Origin of the sequence: Crystallibacter degradans, from assembly GCF_012952295.1 — a bacterium.
Taxonomy (GTDB): domain Bacteria; phylum Actinomycetota; class Actinomycetes; order Actinomycetales; family Micrococcaceae; genus Crystallibacter; species Crystallibacter degradans.
Genome location: NZ_JABBCH010000002.1, coordinates 60,362 through 85,417, shown reverse-complemented (window position 1 = coordinate 85,417; position 25,056 = coordinate 60,362). Strand labels below are relative to the sequence as shown.

At 66.3% G+C, this 25,056-nt stretch carries 25 protein-coding genes; 8 read left to right on the top strand and 17 right to left on the bottom strand.

Translation table 11 applies throughout. The features are described 5' to 3' along the window. Positions 1–9: 9 nt before the first annotated feature. Complete coding sequence (locus HGO92_RS04125; protein ID WP_169992218.1) at positions 10–453, bottom strand: arsenate reductase ArsC; 444 nt, start codon at positions 451–453, stop codon at positions 10–12. After that, on the bottom strand, positions 453–1,580 hold the full coding sequence (arsB, locus tag HGO92_RS04120) for an ACR3 family arsenite efflux transporter (RefSeq protein WP_169992217.1): 1,128 nt from the start codon (positions 1,578–1,580) through the stop codon (positions 453–455). The genes HGO92_RS04125 and arsB overlap by 1 nt, the downstream gene beginning before the upstream one ends. 123 nt (positions 1,581–1,703) lie before the next feature. Here arsB and HGO92_RS04115 point away from each other — a divergent pair, with 123 nt between their 5' ends. Continuing rightward, positions 1,704–2,078: an ArsR/SmtB family transcription factor gene (locus tag HGO92_RS04115; protein WP_205834179.1), complete on the top strand. Its 375-nt coding sequence runs from the start codon at positions 1,704–1,706 to the stop codon at positions 2,076–2,078. Positions 2,079–2,141: 63 nt separating this feature from the next. Here HGO92_RS04115 and HGO92_RS04110 read toward each other — a convergent pair whose 3' ends face one another. Further along, complete coding sequence (locus tag HGO92_RS04110) at positions 2,142–2,606, bottom strand: DUF4190 domain-containing protein (protein ID WP_169992215.1); 465 nt, start codon at positions 2,604–2,606, stop codon at positions 2,142–2,144. A 175-nt stretch (positions 2,607–2,781) separates the two neighbouring features. On the opposite strand from HGO92_RS04110, the gene pgm reads away from it, so the two are divergent. Beyond that, positions 2,782–4,428 carry a phosphoglucomutase (alpha-D-glucose-1,6-bisphosphate-dependent) gene (gene pgm / locus HGO92_RS04105; protein WP_169992213.1) on the top strand — a complete coding sequence of 549 codons (1,647 nt, stop codon included), beginning with the start codon at positions 2,782–2,784 and terminating at the stop codon, positions 4,426–4,428. A 49-nt stretch (positions 4,429–4,477) separates the two neighbouring features. On the opposite strand, the gene HGO92_RS04100 is transcribed toward pgm, so the two are convergent. Then, positions 4,478–5,107 carry a malonic semialdehyde reductase gene (locus HGO92_RS04100; protein WP_169992211.1) on the bottom strand — a complete coding sequence of 210 codons (630 nt, stop codon included), beginning with the start codon at positions 5,105–5,107 and terminating at the stop codon, positions 4,478–4,480. A gap of 223 nt (positions 5,108–5,330) precedes the next feature. Here HGO92_RS04100 and HGO92_RS04095 point away from each other — a divergent pair, with 223 nt between their 5' ends. Beyond that, positions 5,331–6,659 carry a uracil-xanthine permease family protein gene (locus HGO92_RS04095; protein ID WP_169992209.1) on the top strand — a complete coding sequence of 443 codons (1,329 nt, stop codon included), beginning with the start codon at positions 5,331–5,333 and terminating at the stop codon, positions 6,657–6,659. A gap of 99 nt (positions 6,660–6,758) precedes the next feature. Next, on the top strand, positions 6,759–6,968 hold the full coding sequence (locus HGO92_RS04090) for a dodecin (protein WP_074700241.1): 210 nt from the start codon (positions 6,759–6,761) through the stop codon (positions 6,966–6,968). A gap of 38 nt (positions 6,969–7,006) precedes the next feature. Here the strand turns inward: HGO92_RS04090 and HGO92_RS04085 are convergent, their stop codons facing one another. Beyond that, a complete protein-coding gene (locus HGO92_RS04085) occupies positions 7,007–7,660 on the bottom strand; it encodes a dienelactone hydrolase family protein (RefSeq protein WP_169992207.1) in 654 nt (217 codons plus the stop codon). A 123-nt stretch (positions 7,661–7,783) separates the two neighbouring features. On the opposite strand from HGO92_RS04085, the gene HGO92_RS04080 reads away from it, so the two are divergent. After that, positions 7,784–8,035 (top strand): hypothetical protein, encoded by a 252-nt coding sequence (locus HGO92_RS04080; RefSeq protein ID WP_169992205.1) that lies wholly within the window; start codon positions 7,784–7,786, stop codon positions 8,033–8,035. 11 nt (positions 8,036–8,046) lie between these two features. On the opposite strand, the gene HGO92_RS04075 is transcribed toward HGO92_RS04080, so the two are convergent. The 8 genes from HGO92_RS04075 to HGO92_RS04040 all read right to left on the bottom strand — a co-directional run bounded on the left by HGO92_RS04075 (position 8,047) and on the right by HGO92_RS04040 (position 18,813). Next, complete coding sequence (locus tag HGO92_RS04075) at positions 8,047–9,168, bottom strand: glycerate kinase (RefSeq protein ID WP_169992203.1); 1,122 nt, start codon at positions 9,166–9,168, stop codon at positions 8,047–8,049. Then, on the bottom strand, positions 9,165–9,977 hold the full coding sequence (locus HGO92_RS04070; protein WP_169992201.1) for a glycerophosphodiester phosphodiesterase family protein: 813 nt from the start codon (positions 9,975–9,977) through the stop codon (positions 9,165–9,167). Before HGO92_RS04070 ends, HGO92_RS04075 begins: the two co-directional genes overlap by 4 nt. A gap of 13 nt (positions 9,978–9,990) precedes the next feature. Continuing rightward, a complete protein-coding gene (locus HGO92_RS04065) occupies positions 9,991–10,794 on the bottom strand; it encodes an HAD family hydrolase (protein WP_169992199.1) in 804 nt (267 codons plus the stop codon). A 29-nt stretch (positions 10,795–10,823) separates the two neighbouring features. After that, positions 10,824–11,741 carry a PfkB family carbohydrate kinase gene (locus HGO92_RS04060; protein ID WP_169992197.1) on the bottom strand — a complete coding sequence of 306 codons (918 nt, stop codon included), beginning with the start codon at positions 11,739–11,741 and terminating at the stop codon, positions 10,824–10,826. A 58-nt stretch (positions 11,742–11,799) separates the two neighbouring features. After that, entirely contained in the window at positions 11,800–12,561 is a 762-nt protein-coding gene (locus HGO92_RS04055; protein WP_169992195.1) for an alpha/beta hydrolase family protein, read from the bottom strand. 10 nt (positions 12,562–12,571) lie between these two features. Further along, entirely contained in the window at positions 12,572–13,639 is a 1,068-nt protein-coding gene (locus HGO92_RS04050; protein WP_169992193.1) for a LacI family DNA-binding transcriptional regulator, read from the bottom strand. A gap of 102 nt (positions 13,640–13,741) precedes the next feature. Continuing rightward, entirely contained in the window at positions 13,742–16,222 is a 2,481-nt protein-coding gene (locus HGO92_RS04045) for a phosphoketolase family protein (protein WP_169992191.1), read from the bottom strand. Positions 16,223–16,281: 59 nt separating this feature from the next. Further along, complete coding sequence (locus HGO92_RS04040) at positions 16,282–18,813, bottom strand: ATP-dependent DNA ligase (RefSeq protein ID WP_169992189.1); 2,532 nt, start codon at positions 18,811–18,813, stop codon at positions 16,282–16,284. A gap of 69 nt (positions 18,814–18,882) precedes the next feature. Between HGO92_RS04040 and ku the strand changes: the two genes are divergently transcribed. Continuing rightward, the gene (ku, locus tag HGO92_RS04035) at positions 18,883–19,815 is read left to right on the top strand and encodes a non-homologous end joining protein Ku (RefSeq protein WP_169992187.1); all 933 of its coding nucleotides are present in this window, start codon (positions 18,883–18,885) and stop codon (positions 19,813–19,815) included. A gap of 78 nt (positions 19,816–19,893) precedes the next feature. Here the strand turns inward: ku and HGO92_RS04030 are convergent, their stop codons facing one another. From HGO92_RS04030 to HGO92_RS04020, 3 genes are all read right to left on the bottom strand, one after another. Continuing rightward, entirely contained in the window at positions 19,894–20,664 is a 771-nt protein-coding gene (locus HGO92_RS04030; protein ID WP_169992185.1) for an MBL fold metallo-hydrolase, read from the bottom strand. A 38-nt stretch (positions 20,665–20,702) separates the two neighbouring features. Continuing rightward, positions 20,703–20,945, bottom strand: coding sequence for a DUF2630 family protein (locus HGO92_RS04025; protein WP_169992183.1), 243 nt, complete (start codon positions 20,943–20,945; stop codon positions 20,703–20,705). Positions 20,946–21,025: 80 nt separating this feature from the next. Beyond that, positions 21,026–21,589 (bottom strand): cysteine hydrolase family protein, encoded by a 564-nt coding sequence (locus HGO92_RS04020; protein ID WP_169992181.1) that lies wholly within the window; start codon positions 21,587–21,589, stop codon positions 21,026–21,028. Positions 21,590–21,706: 117 nt separating this feature from the next. Between HGO92_RS04020 and HGO92_RS04015 the strand changes: the two genes are divergently transcribed. Then, positions 21,707–23,230: an FAD-dependent oxidoreductase gene (locus HGO92_RS04015; RefSeq protein ID WP_169992179.1), complete on the top strand. Its 1,524-nt coding sequence runs from the start codon at positions 21,707–21,709 to the stop codon at positions 23,228–23,230. Between the two features lie 79 nt (positions 23,231–23,309). Beyond that, a complete protein-coding gene (locus HGO92_RS04010; protein WP_169992177.1) occupies positions 23,310–24,416 on the top strand; it encodes a phosphate ABC transporter substrate-binding protein PstS in 1,107 nt (368 codons plus the stop codon). Here HGO92_RS04010 and HGO92_RS04005 read toward each other — a convergent pair. Next, positions 24,403–25,017 (bottom strand): SRPBCC family protein, encoded by a 615-nt coding sequence (locus HGO92_RS04005; protein ID WP_169992175.1) that lies wholly within the window; start codon positions 25,015–25,017, stop codon positions 24,403–24,405. The two genes, HGO92_RS04010 and HGO92_RS04005, sit on opposite strands and share 14 nt — an antisense overlap. Positions 25,018–25,056 lie beyond the last annotated feature (39 nt).

Genomic DNA, 25,056 nt, shown 5'->3' with positions numbered 1-25,056 from the left:
CTTCCTCCTCTAGCTCGCGTCGGGATGAGCTGCGGGCAGCAACTCGGAGATCAGCATTTCAATGCGGCCCTTGATCTCGTCCCGGATCGGGCGGACGGAGTCCACGCCCTTGCCGGCCGGATCCTCCAGCACCCAGTCTTCGTAGCGCTTGCCAGGGAAGTAGGGGCACTCGTCGCCGCAGCCCATGGTGACAACGACGTCGGAGTCCTTGACGGCCGCGGTGGTGAGAACCTTGGGAAGTTCGGCCGAGATGTCGATGCCCTCTTCGCGCATCGCCTCGACGGCGGCAGGGTTCACCTGGTCCGCGGGCTGGGATCCGGCGGAACGGACGTCGATGGCGCCCTTGGCCAGATGCGTCAGGTAGGCAGCGGCCATCTGCGAACGTCCCGCATTGTGGACGCAGACGAAGAGGACGGACGGCTTCTTAGCAGTGGATTCTGCGTCTGTGGTCATTACTTCGTCTGTCCTTCGATAGGCGCGGAAAGTGCGGGGGTGGCTGCTGGCCAGTATTTCTTCTGTGCCCAAAGCGCTACGTAGACCAGGGCCACCAGGACCGGAACCTCGATCAGCGGACCGACGACGCCGGCCAGCGCCTGCCCGGAGGTGACGCCGTAGGTGCCGATCGCCACGGCAATGGCCAGTTCGAAGTTGTTCCCGGCTGCGGTGAACGCCAGCGTGGTGGTTCGTGCGTAGCCCATGTTCAGGAGTTTGCCGATCACCATGCCGGCTCCGAAGACCACGGAGAAGTAGACCAGCAGCGGCAGCGCGATCCGGGCGACGTCCAGCGGGTTGGAGGTGATTTCGTCGCCCTGCAGGGCGAACAGCAGCACGATCGTGAACAGCAGGCCGTAGAGTGCCCAGGGGCCGAGCTTGGGCAGGAACTTATTCTCGTACCAGTCGCGGCCCTTGGCCTTTTCACCGACGGTACGGGTTAGGAAGCCGGCCAGCAGCGGGATCCCGAGGAAGACCAGGACACTGGCGGTGATGGCCCAGAAGGAGAATTCGGCGCTGGTGGTGGGCAGTCCCAACCAGGAGGGCAGCAGCTGCAGGTAGAACCAGCCCAGCGCGCCGAACGCGATGACCTGGAAGACGGAGTTGATCGCCACCAGCACCGCCGCGGCTTCGCGGTCGCCGCAGGCCAGGTCGTTCCAGATCATGACCATGGCGATGCAGCGGGCGAGCCCCACGATGATCAGGCCGGTGCGGTATTCGGGCAGGTCGGGCAGGAAGATCCAGGCCAGGACGAACATGAAGGCCGGGGCGGCGAGCCAGTTGATCACCAGCGAGCTGACCATGAGCTTTTTGTCCGCCATCACGCGGTGGGTTTCGTCGTAGCGGACTTTGGCCAGCACAGGGTACATCATCACCAGCAGCCCGACGGCGATAGGCAGCGAGACATCCGCTACCTGGACCGCATCCAGCGCGCCGGCCAGCCCGGGGATGAAACGGCCCAGCAACAGGCCTGCCGCCATGGCGGCGATGATCCAGACGGGGAGGAAGCGATCCAGCGTGGAGAGCCGGGCGCTGACCTGACGGGTTTCGGGTGTTGCGACAGGGGTGCTCACGTAGCTCCTCGGCATGAATGCGGCTGGCTGCGGCGCCGGGCTTGCCGGTGCGCAGACATCGAAGGGAATCGATGTTTATCGGTTCCGAGTATGGCCGGAAATATCGACGAGTGTCAATCTCTGTGCATAATGGTTGGCATGACGTCCACTACTGAACTGCCGGCTGCTCCGGCAAGCGGCCCAATCGAGCCCGAGGCTGCCTGCTGCACCCCGGCCGGAGCGCCGGTCATGAGTACCGAGCGCGCCGCCGCGCTGGCGGCACAGTTCAAGGCAGTGGCTGATCCAAACCGGCTGCGCCTGATCTCGATCATCTCGGCCAGCGAAGGGGCGGAAGCCTGCGTCTGCGACCTGATCGAGCCGCTGGACCTTGGCCAGCCCACGGTGTCCCACCACCTGAAGGTCCTGGTCGATGCGGGCATCCTCCGCCGGGAGAAGCGCGGCGTCTGGGCCTACTTCTCGCTTGTGCCGGGAGCGTTGGACAACCTGGCCGGAGTGCTGGCCGAACCCAAGTAGCAACGCCGGTAGCAGGAAGTAGCAGTTAGGGGCGGACCGCCCGGGAGGCCGGAGCGGGACGCGTCAGAAACCGCTGCTGGCCGCGCCGATGAACCCGAAGAACAGCAGAATGGCCCAGAGCCCGGCTACCAGATAGCCCATCACCAGGCCGCCGATGGCCAGTCCCCGTCCGGCCGGCTCTTTGGACAGGCCGATGTGGCCCAGCACGATGGCGGCAATCTGGGGCAGGAAAAGGAAACCAAAGGTCACCACGCCTACAATCCCGCAGACCAGTGCGCCGATGCTCAAGCCCTTGGGCTGAGGCTGCGGCTGGTAGTACATCTGCTGGTTGTAGCCGGGCCCGCCGTACGGGTTGTACTGCGGTGCAGGCTGGGCACCCGGGCCGGGCTGGAACGCGTAGGGATTCGGGGCGACCTCGGGCGACGATGGCGGGACCGGACTGCCGCCTCCGGCACCCGGCTCCGTGTACCAGCTGGGGTGCTTGGGGTCGTTGAACGGTGGCTGTTGCCCGTGGTCCGTACCTGACATGGTCCTGCTCCCCTTGATCCGCTTAGCTCAGTACAGCCTACCTGCGGGCCGCCCGCCGCTACTAGTTTAGAACTTTGTTGTGGATAACGCGGAGGTGAGCCGCCGCCGTCGTAATCTGATGAATTTCCGGTAACCCAAGTCACTAGGCTGGCCCGATGTTTGGCATGCTGGTGCAATGGCAAACCGTGCGGGCACCGTGGCCCAACCCAGCGACCTTGTTGACCTCACCGCGCTCCTCGACGCGTACTTCGATATCAAGCCCGATCCGCGCGATCCGGTCCAGCGCGTCGCGTTCGGCACCTCGGGGCACCGCGGCACCAGCCTCAAGGGCTCCTTCAACGAGGAGCACATTGCCGCCATCACGCAGGCCATCGTGGAGTACCGCGCCGGCCAGGGGATCAGCGGGCCGCTGTTTGTCGGCAAGGACACGCACGCGCTCTCCGATCCGGCGCAGAACACCGCCCTCGAGGTCCTCGCCGGCAACGGCGTGACCGTCTGGGTGGACGCACGAACCGGCTGGACGCCGACGCCGGCCGTCAGCCACGCCATCCTGAAGCACAACGCGGCGCATCCCGATGCGCAGGGCGACGGCATTGTCATTACCCCGTCCCACAATCCCCCGCAGGACGGCGGCTTCAAGTACAACCCGCCGCATGGCGGACCTGCAGATTCGGATGCCACCGGCTGGATCGCGAACCGGGCCAACGAGCTGCTCGAATCCGGCCTGCGCGGCGTGAAGCGGATCCCCATCGGCCAGGCGCAGCTCTCCGGCGCCGTGGGCAGCTACGACTTCATGAGCAACTACGTGGAAGACCTGCCGCAGGTGCTGGACCTGGATGCCATCCGCGAGGCCGGCGTGCGGATCGGAGCGGACCCGATGGGTGGCGCTTCCGTGGACTACTGGGGCGCGATCGCGGACCGGCACAACCTGGACCTCACCGTGGTCAACCCGACTGTGGACCCGCAGTGGGCGTTCATGACGTTGGACTGGGATGAAAAGATCCGGATGGACTGCTCCTCACCGTTCGCCATGGCCTCGCTGATCGCCAAGGTGCGCGACGGCGGTGCCTCCTTTGACATTGCCACCGGCAACGACGCCGATGCGGACCGGCACGGGATTGTCACCCCGGATGCGGGACTGATGAACCCCAACCACTACCTGGCCGTGGCCATCCAGTACCTCTACACGCACCGGCCGCAGTGGCCAGCGGAAGCCTCCGTGGGCAAGACGCTGGTCTCCTCCTCGATCATTGACCGCGTGGCGGCGGACCTCGGGCGCAAGCTGGTGGAGGTCCCGGTCGGCTTCAAGTGGTTTGTCCCGGGCCTGCTCTCGGGTGAGGGGGTCTTCGGCGGCGAGGAGTCCGCGGGCGCATCCTTTGTCCGGTTCAACGGCCAGCCCTGGTCTACGGACAAGGACGGCATCCTGCTGGCGCTGCTGGCCTCGGAGATCAAGGCCGTCACGGGCAAGTCGCCGTCCGAAATCTATGGTGAGCTGACCGCGAAGTTCGGGTCGCCGTCGTACGCCCGCATCGACGCCGCCGCGAGCAGGGAGCAGAAGGCGGCACTGGGCAAACTCTCCGCCACCGACGTCACGGCCACGGAACTGGCGGGCGAGACGATCACCGCCAAGCTGACCGAGGCGCCCGGCAACGGGGCGCCGATCGGCGGGCTCAAGGTCACCACCGAGAACGCCTGGTTTGCCGCTCGCCCGTCCGGTACCGAGGACGTCTACAAGATCTACGCGGAGTCCTTCAAGGGCGCAGACCACCTGAAGCAGGTCCAGGCCGAAGCCAAGGCGATTGTCGACGGCGTCATCTCGTAGTCCGGTGCCGGAGCCGGGACTGCGTGCGTTGGAGATCCGGCGTTCGGGCTTAGACCGTGGCGGTGGCGAAGTCGTAGTCCAGGCGGGGCAGCCGCGGGAACCATGCGTCCTCGCCCGGCTTGCCGACATTGACCACCATGAAGGTCTTGCGGTTCAGGCCCTCGTGGAATTCGGCGTCGATACCGGCGGCGTCGAACCCGCCCATGGGGCCGGCGGCCAGGCCGACAGCGCGGACGGCCATGATGAAGTAGGCGGCCTGCATGTGGCCGTTGTTGTTGCCCATCACCGCGCGGAGTTCTTCGTTGCCGTCGAACATGGCCTTGCGCTCGGCCGCGTGCGGGAAGAACGTGGGGAACTGCTCGTGCCATTCGGTATCGAAGCTCAGCACGGCCACCAGCGGAGCCGCGGCGGTCTTGGCCTGGTTGCCCGCCGCCATGTGCTTGACCAGCCGCTCGCGCGCTTCGGCGGAGCGGACCCAGGTGATGCGCAGCGGCTGGATGTTCATCGCCGTCGGGCCCATTTTGGCCAGCCCGTAGATGGCGTGCAGCTGCGCGTCGGTGACCGGCTCGTCGGTGAAGGTGTTGGCCGAGCGTCCCTCAAGGAACAGCGCGTCGGTGGCCGCGGCGTCGAGGACCAGTTCGTCCTGAAGGTTTGGTTCGGCAGTGCTCTGGGCGCTCATGGGGACCTTTCGTAGGAATTTTCGTAGGAATACAGCATTCAAAGGTGCCAACGCCTTTTCGCCGCTGAACCGTCCGGCATCCGGCATGATCTGTGTCACGATTTCCGCCACACTGCTGCCGGGCGTCAGCAAACCCGCTTGAGCAGCTGCGCCGTGGAAGCCCGGTATCGCGGCTGGCGGTAAAGTTTGCTCAGAAAATCCCCTTATCTGCAGGAGACTCTCCATGGGTACGCTCGGTTCCACCAAACTCGGCCTCGGCTGGACGATGCACGGCGATGGCAAGCACATCGGCCCGAGGTCAGTAGTTTCTCCGCAGGAACGCTTGAGCTGGCCGCGGACCATCGGCATCGGCGCCCAGCATGTGGTGGCGATGTTCGGCGCGACGTTCCTGGTTCCGTTGCTGACCGGTTTTCCGCCGTCGACCACCCTGTTGTTCTCCGGGGTCGGCACCATCCTGTTCCTGCTCATCACCGCCGGCCGCGTTCCGAGCTACCTCGGCTCAAGCTTCGCCTTCATCGCGCCGATCTCCGCCGCCATGAACCAGCACGGGATGGGCGGCGCGCTGGGCGGCCTCGTCATGGCCGGCGCCGTGCTGTTCGTCATCGGCCTGATCGTGCATAAGGCCGGCACGCACTGGATCCACGTGGTCATGCCGCCGGTAGTCACCGGTTCCATCGTGGCGCTCATTGGCCTCAATCTGGCGCCCACCGCGAAGCTGAACTTTGAGCAGGGCGTCATCACCGGGCTGGTCACCGTCGTCGCCATCCTGCTGACCACCGTCCTCTTCCGCGGCTTGCTGGGACGGCTGTCCATCCTGATCGGCGTCCTGGCGGGCTATGTCACGGCGATCTTCCGCGGCGAGGTGGACTTCTCCTCGATTAACGATGCCGCCTGGTTCGGCCTGCCGGACTTCCATGCACCCGAGTTCCACCTTTCCGTCGTCGGGCTCTTCATCCCCGTCGTGCTGGTGCTGGTCGCCGAGAACATCGGGCATGTGAAGTCTGTAGCGGCGATGACCGGAGATGATCTGGACCCCTACACCGGACGTGCGCTGATGGCCGACGGTTTGGCCACTGTCCTGGCTGGTTCCGGCGGCGGGTCCGGAACCACCACCTACGCGGAAAACATCGGTGTCATGGCTGCCTCGAAGGTCTACTCCACTGCTGCCTATTGGGTGGCCGGAATCATCGCTGTGCTGCTGAGCCTGCTCCCCAAATTCGGCGCGGCCATCGCAACCGTGCCGCCGGGAGTGCTGGGCGGGGCCGGCGTCGTGCTCTACGGCATGATCGGCATTCTGGGCGTGCGCATCTGGGTGCAGAACCGCGTGAACTTCGCCAACCCCATCAACCTCTCCGTCGCCGGGGTCTCGCTAGTGGTCGGCATCGCCAATTTCACCTGGAGCGTCGGCGCACTGACCTTCGAGGGCATCGCCCTGGGCACGGGCGCCGCGTTGCTGATCTTCCACGGCATGCGCGCGATCGCCCGGTGGCGGGGCACGGAACCGCTGGATTCGGCCGAAGATTCCGGGGTAAAACCGTCCAAGCTCGGCTGACCGTGCGGCCGGAGCCCTAGACCGATTCGGGCTAGGCGACTAGCGTTGCAGACATCGCGCCTCAGGGTCCGGTCCTGGGGCCATCTTCAAGGAGGAAGCATGGCCAACCACGTCTACAACGTCACCGAAATCGTCGGCACGTCCCCGGACAGCATGGAAAAAGCAGTCGCCAATGCCGTCGCGGAGGCGTCCAAAACGCTGCGCAATCTGGACTGGTTCGAGGTCAAGGAAACACGCGGCCATTTGAAGGACGGCGCCATTGCGGACTGGCAGGTCACCATCAAACTGGGCTTCCGGCACGAAGGCTGAGACCACGTCCGCCGACAGCCCCGGGCTTTCCATAGGGCTTAGCCCGGGGCCGGCGGCAGGGTCCGGCTGAACCAGGCGGCGGCCTGGCGCGCGGCTTCCTCCAGCGTCCCGGGTTCGGAGAAGAGGTGCGTGGCGCCCGGGATGATGGACAACTGGTGCTCCGCCGGCAACTGCGCGGCTGCCTGTTCGTTGAAGGCAATGACCTTCGTATCGAGCGAGCCGACCAGCAGCAGCGTCGGGGCACGCACCCCGGACAGCGCTGAAGCGGCCAGATCCGGCCGTCCGCCCCGGGACACCACCGAAAGCACGACGCCGGGGCGCGCCGCCGCCGTGCCGAGCGCAGCTGCAGCGCCTGTGCTGGCACCGAACAACCCCACGGGCAGGCCTGCCAGTTGGGGACGGGCTACTACCTCATCCACGACCGCGGTCAGCCGGTCCGTCAGGAACCCGATGTCGAAGCGCAGGGACGCGTCGACGGCATCACGCCGCTCCTCCTGCGAGGTCAGCAGGTCGAAGAGGAGCGTGCCCAGTCCAGCCTGCTGCAGCTCCCTGGCCACCAGGATATTGCGCGCGCTGCGGCGGCTGCTGCCGCTGCCGTGGACGAAAACCACTATCCCCCGGGCCCCGGGCGCCAGGTGCAGATCAGCATCCAGCCCCGGTCCCCCGGGCAGCACGGTGATCTGTTGGTCCATGTCCCCAGCATGCCAAAGCTGCGGACACCACGCACTGACCCGCCAGTAAATTTTTGGCCCGCAGCACAGGCGGGGAACGCGAAAGCCATTGTGCCCTTCCGGCGGCGGTGGTTGGCTGGATTCATGACCCAAATACCAGAAGAGAACCTCCCCGAGGACGAGCATCTCCGTCAGGACATCAACGCTGCAGTGCCCGAACGGGAATCCGCTGCCGAGTTCGACGGCGACACCTTCACCTCCGGACTGACCAACGCCGGCCAGCGGGTTCCGGGGCTGAGCCCGGACGGCGAGTATGAGGCACGGCAGGATCCGGAGCGTGAGGACGATCCGGGCCAGGACGGTTTCCTCCCGCCGGAACCCGTCCCCGAGGACTAACGGCCTGTCGCTTACGCTCCCTCGAGGGCCTGCTGCGTTCCCCAGGTGACGTATTTGGCCGCCTGGGCGAACGCTTCTTCCGGCGTGCGGGCAAGGTCCAGCAGGCTGACCGCCGCCTCCACACCGTGCGCGGCCAGCTGCTCCGACGTCAAGGTGATTTTCCCGGCAACAACGACGACGGGAATTCCCCTCTGATGCGCACGATCGGCGATACCCATGGGCGCCTTGCCATATTCCGACTGCTCGTCCATGGACCCCTCGCCGGTGATCACCAGGTCCGCGCCCTCCAGGGCAGCATCGAGACCGGTCAGTTCCGCCACCAAGTCGAAGCCGCGCTCCAGCCGTGCCGTGGTCAGGCCGAGGAAGCCTGCCGGGAAACCGCCCGCGGCACCGGCTCCGGGAACGTTGATCTCGGCCCCGGTCTCGGTCCGCAGCAGTTCTGCCCACCGCTGCAGTCCTTCATCCAGGAGCTGCCGGCCCGTGGCGTCCGCACCCTTCTGCCGGCCGAAGACATGCGCGGCGCCTTCCGGGCCGTGCAACGGGTTGTCCACATCCGCCGCAATCCGCACAGTCACCGAGGCCAGCCGCGCGTCCAGGCCGGAGGCATCGATCCGGTGTGCCGTGGCCAGGCCGGCGCCGCCGAGCGGAACCTGCGCCCCGCCGTCGTCGTAAATCTTCAGGCCCAGCGCGCACAAGGCACCGGAGCCGCCGTCGGTCATCGCGGAACCGCCGATCCCGAGCACAATTTCCTGGGCGCCCGCGTCGAGGGCCGCGGCGATCAGCTGCCCGCTGCCGTAGGAATGCGCCGCCAGCGCGGTCTGCACGGAGGGCTCGGTGAGCAGCAGCCCGGAGGCCCGGGCGGTCTCGATCACTGCTGTTTTGATGCCGCCGCGGTCCAGCATGGCCCAGGAGGCGGTCACCTCGCGGTCCAGCGGCCCGCGTACCCGGCTGGTGTGCTCCTCGGCGCCGGCGGCCAGTGCTGCTTCCAACGTCCCCTCGCCGCCATCTGCCACCGGCAGGGTCCGCACCTCGGCGTCCGGGTAGACGCGCAGGACGCCCTCCGCCATCGCCTGGGCTGCCTCCGCCGCGGACAGCGTGCCCTTGAACTTATCCGGTGCCACCAAAACCTTCATGCCTGCTCCCTCTGCGGCCAGAAACCGCGTTCGTCCATCACCTGTGCCAGTACCTCGGCCCGGTCCGTCATGATTCCGTCCACGCCCAGATCCAGCAGCCGGTTCATCTCATCACGCTCATTGATGGTCCAGACATGCACGTGCAACCCGGCCGCATGGCAGCGCTGCACGAAGGCGGGGGTGACCACGCGGAACCGCCCGTAGGCCACCGGCACCTGCACCGCGTGCATGCGCGCCGCGCGGCCTACGGCCCTGGTCAGCCCCACCCGGCCCAAACCCACCAATGCGCTCAGTGCTACGACGCCGCCGGAACTGGCCGCGGGCAAAGTCAGGCCGCGGAAGACCCCGAGCCGCCGCCGGTCCGAGAAGGACGTGACGAGGATGCGGTCGTGGGCCTTGTACTGCTCGATCAGCCGGGCCAGCAGAGGGCCGCCGGCCCGGTCCTTCACGTCCACGTTGATCTTCAGGTCCGGCCACTCCCGCAAGAGTTCCTCCATGGTGGGGATCGGCTCGACGCCGCCGATCCGGACCTGCCGCAGCTGGGCGAGGGTGTGCTCCGCGATCGGCCCCGAGCCATCCGTGATGCGGTCCAGGGTTTCGTCGTGGAAAACCATCAGTTCGCCGTCGGCGGTGGTACGCACGTCGGTTTCGACATACCCGTAACCCAGCTCGATGGCGGCACGGAAGGCGGCCATCGAATTCTCATGCCCGGCCGGCGAGAAGCCGCGGTGCGCGAAGGCTACCGGCCAGGGTTCGGCGCCGGCCGCGGCCCCGAACGGATTGTGCAGATACGGGAAATCCCTGCTCACCTTCCGGCTCCGCCTACAGCTCGGCGAGCCGGGCTTCGAGAATCTGGGCCACGCCGTCGTCGGCGAAAGCCGGTGCCTGGTAGCGCGCGGCGCCGATCGCCTCGGGGTGGCCCGATGCCATGGCGTACCCGTGGCCGGCCCACTCGAGCATCTCGATGTCATTGGGCATGTCGCCGAAGGCAACCACGTCCCGCGGGTCGATGTTCAGCGAAGAGGCGTAGCTCGCCAGGGTCACGGCCTTGTTGATGCCCGGCTGCGCCATCTCCAGCAGAGCAACGGTAGGCGCCGAATGGGTGACTGCTACGAGGTGGGACACCGCGTCCTGCACCTCGGCCAGGAACGCATCCGGATCCAGGTCCCGGCCGCGGGCCAGGAACTTCACCACCGCGTCCCCTTCCGTCAGGGATTGCTCCAGCAGCATCGGCTCGATTCCGTCCAGCAGCTCCACGGACCCCTGCTCCACGAAGCCCGGCTCCAGCTGGAAGCCGAAGGTGGTTTCGGCGGCGAAGGTCGCGCGCGGATGCAGCCGCAGAATGATCTCGCGGGTCTGGAAGATGTTGGTGTGCGGCAGCGTCTTGGCCGAGATGACCTCGCTGCGGACCAGGTCGTAAACCACCGCGCCGTTGGAACAAATCACGGTGCCTTCGTGGCCGATCTGCTCGCGCAGCGGATCCAGCCAGCGCGGCGGACGGCCGGTGACAAAGACAATTTCGACGCCGGCAGAAGCCGCGTCCTTGAACGCCCGGACTGTGCGGGCGCTGATTTTCCCGTCCCGGCCAATGATGGTCCCGTCCAGATCACTGGCAATCAAGCGCATACAGCCCAGTCTATGCGTCACCCGGTGTTTCAGCGGGCTAGTTCGTTCCGGGTGGGAGGATTGGCACCGGCGCGGGAAACGGTGACGGCGGCGGCGCTGGCCGCGAAGTCGAGGATTTCCCGCAGGGCATCGGCGGACAGGTTCTGTAAATGCTCGCGGCTCCGGGAACCTGCCAGCCCGCGCTCCATGAGTGCCACCAGAAGCGCGGCCATAAAGGAGTCCCCCGCGCCGACCGAATCCACCACGTCGACCTCAGGTACCGGGGCTTCGGCCGCGCCGTCGCGCACCACGGCCCACGGCCCCCGGGCTCCCTTGGTCACCACGACAATGCCCGGTCCGCGGGACAGCCACTCACGCGCCGATTCCTCCACCGGGCTGTCCGGGTAGAGCCACCGGAGGTCTTCCTCGGAGGCCTTGACCAGATCGGCTAGCGCCACGAACTTCTCGGCCTGCCGGCGGGCGAAGTCCCGGTCCGTGATCAGGGTGGGCCGGCAGTTCGGGTCATAGCTGATCAGGGCCCGCGGATGCGCCCGCTGGACCGTGGCCAGCACCGTATGCGCCCCGGGCTCGAGCATGGCGGCAATCGAACCGGTGTGCAGCCAGAGCGTCTCCTCGAGCAGCCTCGGCAGGGCCGTCTCCAGCGGCGGCAGTTCCCACAGCAGGTCGAACGTGTAGTGCGCGGCGCCGGTCCGGTCCAGGGCTGCCCTGGCAACGCTGGTCGGCTCGCCGTCGGCAGCCAGCGGCGTGAGCACCGAGTTGGCGCGCAGGTGGTGGAGGATCCGGGCGCCATGGTCATCACGGCCGTACCGCCCGACGAACTGTACCGGTTGGCCCAGCCGAGCCAGCCCAACCGCGACGTTCAGCGGGCTGCCGCCTACGTGGACACGCTCGGCAGAGGTATCGCTCGAGACGACGTCGACCAGGGCCTCACCGATAACTGTCAGCACAGTGTCAACGTAGCAGAGCGCGCCAGTCCGCGGCAGGGGTAGGGGTAGAGGTAGGGCATTATGCCAATGTCTGAAGCACGGTGCGGATCTTCTCGAAGGCCGCCGAAGCCGGGTCGATGATGTCGAAATGGTCCCCGGGCACCCTGACCAGTTCCGCGCGGCTGCCTGCTGCTTGGGCCGCGGCCACATAGTTTTCGGACAGCTCCACCGGCACCGCGTCGTCGGCCTCCGAGTGGAACGCATAGACCGGGACGGCCAGCGGGACCTGCTGGAGAGGGTCGGCCCAGCGGAACCGCTGCGGCTCATCGTCCGGGCCGCAGCCCAAGAAGTTTTCCACCGCCTGATCGCTCAGACCCAGTTCCCAGGCCCGCCGCAGGTCCAGCACACCGGCCTGGCTCAGCACCGCGGAGATTCCAACCGCCGGATCCGATCCAGGCACCCCGGCGGGCAGCGACGCACGGCCGCCGGCCCACGCAGCCAGGTGTCCGCCGGCCGAGTGTCCCAGCGCCACCACGTTCTCCACCGGGAACGCCAGCCTGCCGCCCAGCTCGGCGAGCAGATCTATGCCGGCCGCCACGTCGTCGAACGTTTCGGGCCAGCCGCCGCCGTTGCCGGCGCGGCGGTATTCCAGGTTCCAGCACACGTAGCCGCGCGAGGCCAGGTCGCGGGCCGCGGGCTCGCCCAGGTCCAGAGCGTAGCGGGAGCGCCAATAGCCCCCGTGGATAATAACCACGACGGCGTCATGTGTGCGTTGCGCGGGCAGGTACAGCTGGCCGTACTGGCTGGGATCCGGTCCGTAGCTGTAGCTGGTGCAGTCCATAGGCAGGACTCTAGGTGGCGGCCGTGGTGCTCACAACTCCGTTGTCCCCGTTGCCCGACTCGGCGTCCTGGCGCTGCGTGGTCCCGCGGAAGCGCATCTTCCACGGCACCGGAACCTTGCGTCCTTGTTCGCCGGCTTCGCCCTTCAGCCGGGCCAGCAGCAGATCCACCGCCAGGTGCTCGGAGGGATCCGGGCCCACCGTGCTCAGGGCGGGATCCGAGTTCTTCCCCAGCTGCGAATTCTCCACGCCGATGACCTCCAGCTGGTCCGGGATTTCCAGCCCCTTCCAGGTGGCCGCGCCGGAGACGCACAGTGCCTCAAGATCAGCCGTGGTGAAGAATGCGGTGGGCGGATCCGGCAGCGAGAGCAGTTCCAGCGCGCCTTGGAAGGCCGTGCGCCAGGACCCGCCCGAGGCACGGACCAGCGAGTCGTCGAGCTGCACGCCGATCTGCTCCAGGGCGGTACGGAACAGTTCCAGCCTGGTGCCGCGCGGACCCGGGGCCGAAGTTCCCCGGTGGATCACGCCGATCCGTTTATGCCGGCCGCCCAGGTACTCGGCCGCCTCGGCGATCCCACCGGCGGCGTCCACCGAGAGCACATCGAAGCCCTGCGGCTCGAGGAACTGGGACACCACAACCTGGGCCACCCCGCGTTTGGCGAGGTCCAGGATGGTCCGGGTTTCATCTTCCGTTTCGTTGCTGAAACCGAGGATGACGCCGTCGGCTCCGCCGGAGAGCATGAAGTTCCGCCAGGCCTCCTGCCCCAGCAGGATCACCACCCGGTAGCCGTGGGCCGGCAGGATCCGGTTGGCGGTCTCCGCCAGCGCGCGGTCCCACGGCGACTCCATGTTCTCGATGACCACGGCAATGGTGTCCGTGCGTCCGCGGCGCATACCGCGTGCCGCGCTGTTGGCCACATAGCCCAGTTCCTTGGCCGCCTCGAGGACACGCTCTTTGGTGGGTTCGCTGATCCGTGTTGACCCGCCGCTGCGGCCGGACAGCACATATGACACTGTCGCCAGTGATACGCCGGCCTTTTCCGCGACATCGCGGATGGTCGGCTTAAATAGACTCCCCATGGTCCGTCTGCCTTCTCCCCCAACAGAATTTAATCCCCTGGCTAACAGCGTAGCCATTCATGGTTCATTTGACAGGGGTAAGGCTACGGAAACCTTTAACATTTATTGGGCGGGCAGGATCCATTCGGTGATGGTGTCCGGGTCCTCGCCGAATTCGCGGGTGTGGCGCAGTGCCTGCATGCGCAGATCCTGCAGTTGCTGGCGCAGTCCGGTGCGGGATGCACCCAGGGAAGGCACCCGGTCGATGACGTCGATAGCCAGTTGGTAGCGGTCAATGCGGTTCATCATGGCCATGTCGAACGGCGTGGTGGTGGTTCCTTCCTCGACGTAGCCGCGGACGTGCAGATTGTCATGGTTGGTGCGCCGGTAGGTCAGCCGGTGAAGCAGCCAGGGGTAGCCGTGGTACGCGAAGATGATGGGCTTGTCGGTAGTGAACAGCCGGTCGAAATCCCGGTGCTCCAGGCCGTGCGGATGTTCCTTGGCATCCTGGAGGCGCATCAGGTCCACCACATTGACCAGCCGCACCTTCAGCTCCGGTATCTGTTCACGGAGCAGCGCCGCCGCAGCCACCGCTTCCACGGTGGGCACGTCGCCGGCGCAGCCGAGGACCACATCCGGTTCCTCGCCGGGACGCTCGCTGCCCGCAAAATCCCACACCCCGATCCCGCGTTCGCAGTGGTTCCGGGCCTCCTCCGGGCCCAGCCAGGTCAGCGACGGCTGCTTCCCGCAGACAATAACGTTGACGTAGTCGCGGGAGCGCAGGCAGTGCTCGGTGACGCAGAGCAGCGTGTTGGCATCCGGCGGCAGGTAGACCCGGACCACCTCGGGCTTTTTGTTCATCACATGGTCGATGAAGCCAGGGTCCTGGTGCGAAAAGCCGTTGTGGTCCTGTTGCCAGACGTGCGAGGACAGCAGGTAGTTCAGCGACGCGACCGGCTGCCGCCAGGGCAGTTCACGGTGCACCTGCAGCCATTTGGCATGCTGGTTGAACATGGAATCGACAATGTGCACAAAAGCTTCGTAGCAGTTGAACACGCCGTGCCGCCCGGTCAGCAGGTAGCCCTCGAGCCAGCCCTGGCAGAGGTTTTCGCTGAGCACTTCCATCACCCGGCCCGCCCGGCCCAGATGCTCGTCCACCTCGTCGAGCCGCTGTTGCCACACCTTGTCCGTGACCTCGTAGACGTCCTGCAGCCGGTTCGACGCGGTCTCGTCCGGGCCGAAGATCCGGAAGTTTTCCGGGTTCAGCCGCACCACCTCGCGCAGCCACGAACCCAGATTCTTCATTGGGCTCACGCGCTCGGTTCCCGGCTGATTAACGACGACGGCGTGCCCACCATAGGCGGGCAGCTTCAGGTCCTGCAGGAGCCGGCCTCCGTTGGCATAGGCTGTAGCGCTCATCCGCTTGTCGCCCTTCGGCGCGAGCCCGGCGATTTCCGCACGCAACCGGCCCTCGCCGTCGAAAAGCTCGTCCGGCCGGTAGGACTGCAGCCAGCTCTGCAGCTGGGCCAGGTGGTCGGGGTTGGTCCGCACCTCGGACAGCGGCACCTGGTGTGCCCGCCAAGTCCCCTCCACCGGTTTGCCGTCCACCTCTTCCGGTCCGGTCCAACCCTTGGGCGAACGCAGCACGATCATCGGCCAGCGCGGGGCGTATTCCGACGGCGCTGCCTGATCCGACCGGGACTGGTTCGACGGCGTGGCCGCACCACCGTGGGCGGTAGCACCGCCGTCGTTAGCTGTTCCGCCCTTGCCGCGGTGCTGGTCCTGGATCTGCCGGATTCCGTCCAGGGCCTGCTCGAGGGCGTGCGCGAATTCCTCATGGGCGCGCACGGTGTCCCGTGGATCCTGCACGGTGACGAAGATCGGCTCGTACCCGTAGCCGGTCATCAGTGCGGCCAGCTGCTCCTGGGGTACCCGGGCCAGCACCGTGGGATTGGCGATCTTGTAGCCGTTCAGGTGCAGGATGGGCAGCACCGCGCCGTCCTGCACCGGGTCCAGGAAGGAACTTGAGTGCCAACTGGTGGCCAGCGTCCCGGTTTCCGCTTCGCCGTCGCCGATGACGCAGGCCGCGATCAGCTGCGGATTATCGAACACGGCGCCGAAGGCGTGGGCCAGGGAGTAGCCCAGCTCCCCGCCCTCATTAATGGAGCCGGGAGTTTCCGGCGCCGCGTGGCTGGGGATGCCGCCGGGGTAGGAAAACTGCTTGAACAGCTCCCGCAGTCCGTCTTCGTCCTTCCCTACATGGGTGTAGATCTCCGAGTAGGTGCCCTCCAGCCAGGCGTTGGCTACATTGGCCGGGCCGCCGTGGCCGGGGCCGGTGACGAAAAGGACGTCCTGGCCCTGTTCGGCGATCACCCGGTTCAGATGAGCGTAGATGAAGTTGAGCCCCGGCGTTGTGCCCCAGTGTCCGAGCAGCCGCGCCTTCACGTCCTCGGGTTCCAGCGGCCGGCGCAGCAGCGGATTGTCGCGCAAGTAGATCTGCCCGGCGGAAAGATAGTTGGCCGCGCGCCACCACAGGTCCACGCCGTCCAGGCTCCGCTGGTCCGCGCCCGGATTGGTGGTCAGCACTGCATTGTTCTCAGTCATGGAGCCTCCTTGGGGGCGGTGGTGCGGTGTTGTCGCGGCGGTGGTGCCGGAACGTCGGCTCAGACCTCGACCACGACGTCGGATGGTTTCTTGTCCGGCCGGAAGCCGCGCCAGACGGGGTGGCGGAGTTTGCCGGCTTCGGTCCGTTCGCTGAACTGCACCTCGCCCACCAGGGCGGGCCTGACCCAGTGCGCGTCCGAGGCATCGGCGGCGGGAACGTCGTCCAGCGGCGGTGTCTTGCGGGCCATCTTCTTCAGGCGCGCGCCTACGGCCGCCAGGTCCCGCTCGGTCAGGCCGGAGCCGACGCGGCCCAGGTAACGCAGGTCCGCGCCGTCCGGAATGGCCACCAGCAGCGAGCCAATCTTGCGTTCCCGGCTGCCCTTGCCGGGCCGCCAGCCCACGATGACCACTTCCTGCGTCAACTGGTTCTTGATCTTGATCCAACTCCTTGAGCGCTGTCCGTCCGCGTACGTACTGTCTACCCGCTTGGCCATCACACCTTCAAGGCCCAGTTCCTTGCTGGTGTCCACGGCGTCCTGCAGCGAGGTGTCCATGTCCGGCGGCACCTGGATGTGGCCGTCGCCGCCGGCATCCACGGCCTGTGCCAGTATCTCGCGGCGCTGGCAGTATTCCAGCGGGAGCAGCGATTTGCCGTCCAGCTGCAGCAGGTCGAAGAGCATCAGGTGGACCGGGGTCCGCGCCGCGGCCTGATCGATCTCGCGCTTCTTGGTCAGCTTCATCCGGGTCTGCAGGAGACCGAAGTCCGGGCGGCCGGCCTTGTTAAGGGCCACGATTTCCCCGTCCAGCACGGCTGTCTCCGCGTGCACCCGGTCCGGCAGGTCCGCCAGTTCGGGATAGCCGGCGGTCAGGTCATTGCCGTTGCGGCTGATCAGCCGCACGCCGCGGTCCTCGATGATGGCGATGGCACGGATGCCGTCCCACTTCATCTCGAACGCCCACTGGTGTTCAGCGGTGATATCGGCCGCGGAGCCCTGCGTTGCCAGCATGGGCTTGATGAACGTGGGCTCCACCTCCTTGGCCAGGTCATCGGCTTGGCGCCCGTGCGGCGTGCCTTTCCGGTACGTCCCGGGCTTCTGGTCCTTCATCAGGTGCATCAGCCAGTTGTTCTCGCCCTTTTCCCCGCCGGTGTGGATCAGGGCGTAGCGTCGCGGCGCCTCGGGACCGCCGTCCTTGCTGAGCCCGCCGCCCTCCTTGCCGTGCAGAATGACGATGACCTCCTTGCCGTCCCGCCACTTCTCCAGGTCGTAGGTGCCCGAATCCCAGATGTAGACCTCGCCCGCCCCGTACTCGCCCTTGGCGATGGTGCCCTCGAAGCTGCCGTATTCCAGCGGGTGGTCCTCGGTCTGCACGGCCAGGTGGTTCTTGCCCGCGCTGGTGGGCGGGCCCTTCGGCACGGCCCACGACACCAGGACGCCTTCACGCTCCAGCCGGAAGTCGTAGTGCAGCCGCCGGGCGTGGTGCTCCTGGATCACAAACGTGTTGCCGCCGCGGTCCACCGGCGGAGCCTCGGGGACGGGCTCGGCCGTTTTGGCCGGATCACGCATGGACCGGTATTTGGTGAGCCGGTCGGAACCGTAAGCGGCCCCGGAACGGCGCGCCGCGCCGTCGTTGTTTGAAGGGTCCTCCCCGGCTTCCTCCACCGCCCCGGCCAGCGATTCCTCGTCCGCCGTCCCGGAACCCATGCCTTCGAGCAGGTCCCCGAGTTCGTCGACCCGCTCCAGCACCTGCAGATAGTCCAGGTGCGCCAGGTCCGGGTCATCGAGTTCCTCCCACGTCCGCGGCGCGGCGACCATCGGGTGGGCGCGCCCGCGCAGCGAATAGGGGGTGATGGTGGTCTTGTTCCAGTGGTTCTGGCTCCAGTCCAGCAGGACCTTGCCCCTGCGCAGCGTCTTTTTCATGTCGCTGACCACCAGGTCCTTGTGGTCCGCCTCCAGCACGCGCGCCAGTTCATGCGCGACGGCGGACACCTCCTCCGAGGTCTGCTTCCCGTCCAGCGCGGCATACAGATGGATGCCCTTGGAGCCGCTGGTGACCGGCCGCGGATCCAGCCCCATTCCGGCCAGCACGGCGCGGACCAGCCGTGCCACCTCGGCGCATTCGGCCAGCCCGGCGCCCTCCCCCGGGTCCAGGTCCAGCACCAGCCGGTCCGGATTGTTGATCTTCCCCCGCGGCCCGAACTTCCACTGCGGAACGTGGATCTCCAGCGCCGAGATCTGCGCCAGCCAGGTCAGCGTGGCCAGATCGTTGACCATCGGGTACACGTTGGTCCCGCTCTTGTGCTCGATCGCGTGGCTCCTGACCCAGGACGGGGCGTGTTCCTCCAGGTTCTTCTGGAAGAACACCTCCCCCGGCTTGTCCGCCGTGCCCACGCCGTTGACCCAGCGTTTGCGGGTGACCGGCCGGTGCGCGGCATGCGGAATCAGGTAGTCCGCGATCCGCGAGTAATAGTCCAGCACTTCGGCCTTGGTGGTGCCGGTTTCGGGGTAAATCACCTTGTCCAGGCTCGTCAGCTTCAGCCGGTGTCCGTCCACCGTGACCAGCTGGCGCTGGCTGGAGCTTGTCTGGGCCATAGGGTTAGTCTGGCCAATATTGTGGCCGATGGCTAGTAATTGCCAGCATGCTTGGTGTTGTATTGATCCATGAGAGCCATCTGGAAAGGGGCTGTCGCTTTCGGCCTGGTCAACGTCCCGGTCAAGCTTTACAGCGCCACGGAAGACCATGACATCAAGCTGCACCAGGTCCATGAGAAGGACGGCGGGCGGATCCGGTACCAGCGCCGCTGCGAGGTGTGCGGGGAAATCGTCGAGTACAAGGACATCGACAAGGCGTACGACGACGGCGAGCAGACCGTGGTGCTCACGGACGAGGACCTGGACTCGCTGCCGGTGGAAAAGAACCGCGAGATCGACGTCGTGGAGTTTGTCCCCAGCGACCAGATCGATCCGATCATGTTCGACCGCAGCTACTATCTGGAGCCGGATTCAAAATCGACCAAGGCCTATGTGCTGCTGCGCCGCACGCTGGAGGACACGGACCGGACGGCGGTGGTGAAGTTCGCGCTGCGGCAGAAGACCCGGCTGGCAGCGCTGCGCGTCCGCGGCGATGTGCTGATGCTGCAGACGCTGCTCTGGGAGGACGAGGTCCGCGAGGCTGCCTTCCCCTCGCTCGAGGAGGACGTGCGGGTTTCCGCGAAGGAACGCGAAATGTCCGCGGCCCTGGTGGAGTCCTTTTCCAGCGACTTCAAGCCCGAGGACTTCACGGACGAATACCAGGAGCAGTTGCGCACCCTTATCGAGGCCAAGCTCGAGCAGGGCGAAACCCTGGATACCGAGGCGACCTTCGGCGAAGAGGGCGAGGAGGAAGGCGGCAAGGTCCTGGACCTGATGGAGGCCCTGCGCCGCAGCGTCGAGAAGAACCGCGAAGGCAAGCAGCCGGCGGAATCCAAGCCCAAGGCCGCCTCCAAGTCCGCCTCCAAGTCTTCGGCTAGATCGGAGGACACCAAGGAAAAACCGGCCGCGAAGTCCGCCGCCAAGACGTCCGCCTCGAAAACCAAGGCGAAAAAGGGCGCTTAACAAAAAGCTAACGACGCCGGCACCCGGGTTCCGTTGCAGCGGAATCCAGGTGCCGGCGTCGTACTTGCATCATTTGCGCTACAGGACGAGTTCCTGTCCCGGGGTGGGGATGCGCAGGGAGTCGCCGAGTCCCTTGCCTGCGAACTCCGTGCGGAGCTCCTTGTGGCCCTCGCTGAAATGCGTCCATCCCTCGGCATGGACCGGCACGACCGCCGGTGTCTGAAGCTTCGCCGCCGCCTCGGCCGCGGCCCCGGCCGTGAGGGTCAGCGGAGCGTTGTCGAAAATCCCGATCCGCGCCGCGCCGGTGAAGAGCACTGCCACGTCCACGGGGGCGAACCGCTCCGCGATGGTCCCCACCACAGCCACCGAGGCGTTGTCGCCGCTGACATAAACCGTGGGCAGATCGGCCCCGGACAGCACGAACCCGGTCACTGTACCAGTGACTGGCTCGCAGCCTTCGGGACCGTGCAGGGCGGGAACGGCCGTGATGGTGAGGTCCTGCTTTCCGGCGGCTTGCAGCGTGGTTTCCTCCCAGGCCGACATACCGGTGACGGCCGGGATGCGCCCGGCGGCCTCAGGCGTACCAAAAACGGTGCATCCGCCCGATTCGACCAGCTTGCGCCCGGAGTTGTCCAGGTTGTCGGCATGCTCGTCATGGGACAGCAGGACGACATCCACGCCGGGCAGGTCAGCGAGTTCGACGGCGGGGCCGGAGGTCTTCACGAGGGTTCCGGCCGGAGTGGGGTACTCCTGGGGCGGGTCGAAGGTCGGGTCGGTCAGGAAGGTCCATCCGCCGAGCTTGAAAAACGCCGTGGGACCGCCGATATGAGTGAGTGCTAATTTATTCATACCTCCACCATGCCGCCCCGCGAGTGCCCTGGCCAGTGCTACTGGCGGTAACCCTCCACTTCCTCAACCGGGCGGGTGTGGGCCTCATCGGGGTCTTCCCCGGCACGGCGCTTGGCCCGGCGCTGGCGCAGCAGATCCCAGCACTGGTCCAGCTGCTCTTCCAGCCGCGCGAGCTCCCCTGCCCGTGCCTCCGCCTGCTCGTTGTCCACCGTTCCGCCCTCGCGGAGCTGCTGCTCCTGCTCGATGAGTTCTTCGATCCGGCGGTGGATTTCCTGGTCCATGTCCGTTACCTCCTGCAGTTGTTGGCGTCGACTATCAGGCTACTGAGCATTCACTCCGCAGGCCATAGCCGGGAGCGGACCTACACATCTCCGCCGGCCAGCAGCCGATCCACTCCTGCCGCATCAAGGATGGGCTGGCGGTATTCCTCGCTGAGCACCTTGCGCACCATATGTCCGTAGTCGTCCCTGTTCGAGGCCATGGCATCCGCGGCATAGGCCACCTTGAAGTTATTGGCGAAGGCATCGGCCGCGGTCTGAGCCACACAGTTGTGGATGGAAACCCCGGCCAGCACCAACTGCGTCGCTCCGAAATTGCGTAGCCGCAGCAGCAAGTCGGTGCCCTGGAAAGCACTGTCCCGCGTCTTGACCATCCGCGGCAGATTCTCATACCGCAGCCCCGGGAGGAACGCGGCCTGCTCACTGCCGGAAAAGATGAAGCCCTGGTCATCCTCGAGCATGCTCACGGTCCAGGTGGATTTATCCCGCTCGTGTTCGGTGCACACCATCAACACGGGAACCGAGGCCTTTTGCGCCTGTCCGATGAGGTGGTTGCAGGCATCGACCAACTGTCCCTGCCGTTCTCCCAGAGCGGGATCCTCGAAATAGGCGTTCTGCATGTCGATGATCAGCACAGCGGTATTCATAACGTAGCCCGGCCTCCCGAAACCTCTTTTGCGGTCTGTATTGAAAGTAAGCTTACTGATCTCTTGACGGAAGCCACGCAACAAGGTGGGGTGGAGTTAGCAGCGGAAAGGATCACCATGAAATCCCTTTGGCTAGACACGGCGCCGGACATCGCCTCGGATTCCTACGAGCCCGGCACCGAATATGACAGCGTGATTGTCGGTGCCGGCATTACCGGCTTGACCACCGCGGTCCTGCTGGCGCGGGCCGGGCACCGGGTAGCCGTACTTGAGGCCCGCAGCACCGGGGCCGTCACCACGGGTAACACCACCGCGAAGGTCTCCCTGTTGCAGGGCCGGCAGATGTCCAGCATCAGCTCCCACCACGGCGCCGAGACTGCGCGTGCCTACGTGGACGCCCAGCGCGAAGGGCAGTCCTGGCTTCTGCGCTTCGCCGAGGAACACGGAATCGACTACCAGCGCCGTGACGCTTATACCTATGCCAACACGGGCAAAGGGATCGAAGACCTCAAGAAGGAGTTGGAGGCCAGCGCCGAAGCCGGCCTCGGGGTGGAGTACGTGGACACGTCCGCGGAGCTACCCTTTCCGATTGCCGGTGCCATCCGGCTATCTGACCAGGCCCAGATCCACCCGCTTCAGGTGCTCGCCGGGCTGGCCGCGGAACTACGTGAACGCGGCGGCGTCCTGGTTGAACGGGTACGCGTCACCAACGTCACCGGCACCCGGGCTACGTCCGGATCCAAGCGAGCTGCCGGCGGCAGCGCGGGCCGCAAACTCACCGTCCACGCGGAGGCCGGCCAGGTGACCGCGGACCACGTTGTCCTGGCCACCGGCACGCCCATCCTGAACCGCGGCGGCCATTTCGGCTTGCTCAAGCCCCAGCGGTCGTACGCCACCGCTTTCAATGTGCCCGGCTCCATTCCCGAGGGCATGTACCTCTCGATCGATTCCCCCGCCAGATCCCTGCGCACCGCCGAGAACGCCGGCCGGCAGGTCCTGATCGTGGGCGGCAACGGGCACAGCGTGGGCCGGCAGCAGCACACCAAAGGACAGCTGGAGGATCTGGTCCGCTGGGCGCAGAACACGTTCCCCGGCGCCGAACTGACGCACAGCTGGTCCGCGCAGGACTACAAACCGGACGGGGCCGTGCCCTATGTGGGCAAGCTGTCCTTTGCGGAGGACCGTATCTACGTGGCCACAGGCTACAACAAATGGGGCATGACCAATTCGGTGGCGGCCGCGCTGTCGCTGACCTCGCTGATCCTCGAAGGGGCCAAGCCCTGGGCCAGGGCACTGTACAAGACGCGGGTGGCCCCGCAGGATGCCTTCTCCACGGTACAGACCAATGCAGCCGTGGGCGTGGAACTGGTCAGCGGCTGGCTCGGCGGACTGGTCCGCACCTCGGAAACTGCACCGCCGGAAGGCCAGGGCACGGTGGTCCGGGACAATGCCCGGCCGGTGGGCGTGAGTACCGTGGACGGCAATACCCGGCGGGTGAGTGCGGTCTGCACACATCTGGGCGGGGTGCTGTCCTGGAACGACGCCGAATGCACCTGGGACTGTCCGCTGCACGGCTCGCGTTTCAGCGCCGACGGCGCTGTGCTGGAAGGCCCAGCCACGCGGGATCTGGAGACGAAGTAAGCAAGAAACCCACTTGCCCTATCCGACGTCGGAGGGAGCCACCTTTGTGCACGATTCGTTCCCGGTTACCCTAAAGAGGATGGCTCCCCGACTTTTCCCCACCTTGGCCCTGACCTCTGCTGCCCTGCTGGCCTTGACGGCCTGCGGTTCCGACTATCCGCTGGGACCGGAGCAGGAAGCCGCTGCCCAGCACGGTTCCGATCTGACCGGAACCCTTTCGGGCTCCGGTTCGTCCGCCCAGAACGCGGCGATGGATGCTTGGCGCGCGGGCTTTAACCTGCTTCATCCTAAGGCGCAGGTCCAGTACTCCCCGGATGGTTCCGGTGCCGGCCGGACCGCATTCCTGGCCGGTGCCGTGGAATTTGCCGGATCGGACGCCTACCTTGACGCCGAGGAGATGGAACGCGCTAAGGAAGTTTGTGGCCCCGAAGGCGCGTTCAACGTCCCCGCCTACGTCTCCCCCATCGCCGTCGGCTTCAACCTACCCGGCATCACAGAACTGAACATGGACGCGGCCACGATAGCGGGGATCTTCAAGGGCGAGATCACGAACTGGAGCGATCCTGCCATCGCCGAGCAAAACCCCGGTGTGGAGCTGCCTGACCTGCGCATCACTCGGGTGAGCCGCGGCGATGATTCGGGAACCACCGAAAACTTCACGGAGTACCTGCATGCCGTGGCTCCGGATGTCTGGACGGCCGAACCCAGCGACGCCTTCCCTCCGGAATTTGTTGCGGAGAACGCCCAGGGCAATACCGGCGTGGTCAGCATGGTCGCCCGTACCGAAGGCGCTGTGACCTACGCAGATGATTCTGCGGTCGGGCCCCCGTTGGGCAAAGTAAACCTCAAAGTCGGCGACGATTACGTGCCGGTCAGCTCCGAGGGCGCGGCCATCGCCCTCGACGAGGCCGAACCGGCAGAGGGGCGCCCGGAGTACGACCTCGCACTGGAACTTGACCGGACCACCACGGCCGAAGGCGCCTACCCGCTGCTGCTGGTGTCCTACCACGTCTGGTGCACAACCTACGATGATCCGGAAAAGATCGAACTGATCAAGACCTTCGCCAAGTACGTGCTCAGCCCGGAAGGCCAGGCTGTTGCGGCCGAATCGGCCAAGAGCGCCCCGATCTCGGAGCGGCTCTCGGAGCGGGCCATCGAGTCGGTGGAAAGAATCAGCGCCCGCTAGATCCTGCCTCCGTCGACTCTCCGGTCTCCGGACTGCCGCCGGCCGGCTGGTCCTTGCCTGCGGCAGGGTCCTGAACGGGTATATCGTGCTGCTCGGTGAACCCCGGCGGGAACCCGCCGCCGGCGGTGCCGCCATAGTAGTCCCGACTGCCCAGGCCGTGCTCGGAGGCAGGATGGTGGGTTTCCGCGCCGCCAGTCTCCAGATACTGCTTGAACCGCCACAGTTCGTTGCGCACTTCGCGGTGGTCCGAACCCAGGGTGGCCCCGGCCTTTTCCAGCATCGACCCGGGATGCCAGTCGATCCGCACGACCATCCGCGTGCGGCCGGGATCGAGTTCAAGGAACTCCACCGAGCCCTGGTGCGGCACCCCTTCCACGGTTTCCCAGGCCATGCGCTGGCCCGGTAGCTCCTCGGTAATCTTCGTCTCGAACTCCCGCCGGACTCCACCGACCTTGGTGGTCCAGTGGTGGGTCACGTCATCCTCGCGGATGACCCGCACCACGCCGTGCATGAAGAGCCCGAATGCCTCGAACCTGGCCCACTCGCGGTAGGCTTCGGCTGCCGGGGCGGCGATCTCGACTGTCTGCTCGATCTTGGCCATGATTCAACCTTCTTCTTCCAGCGGTCCTTTTTGGTGGCC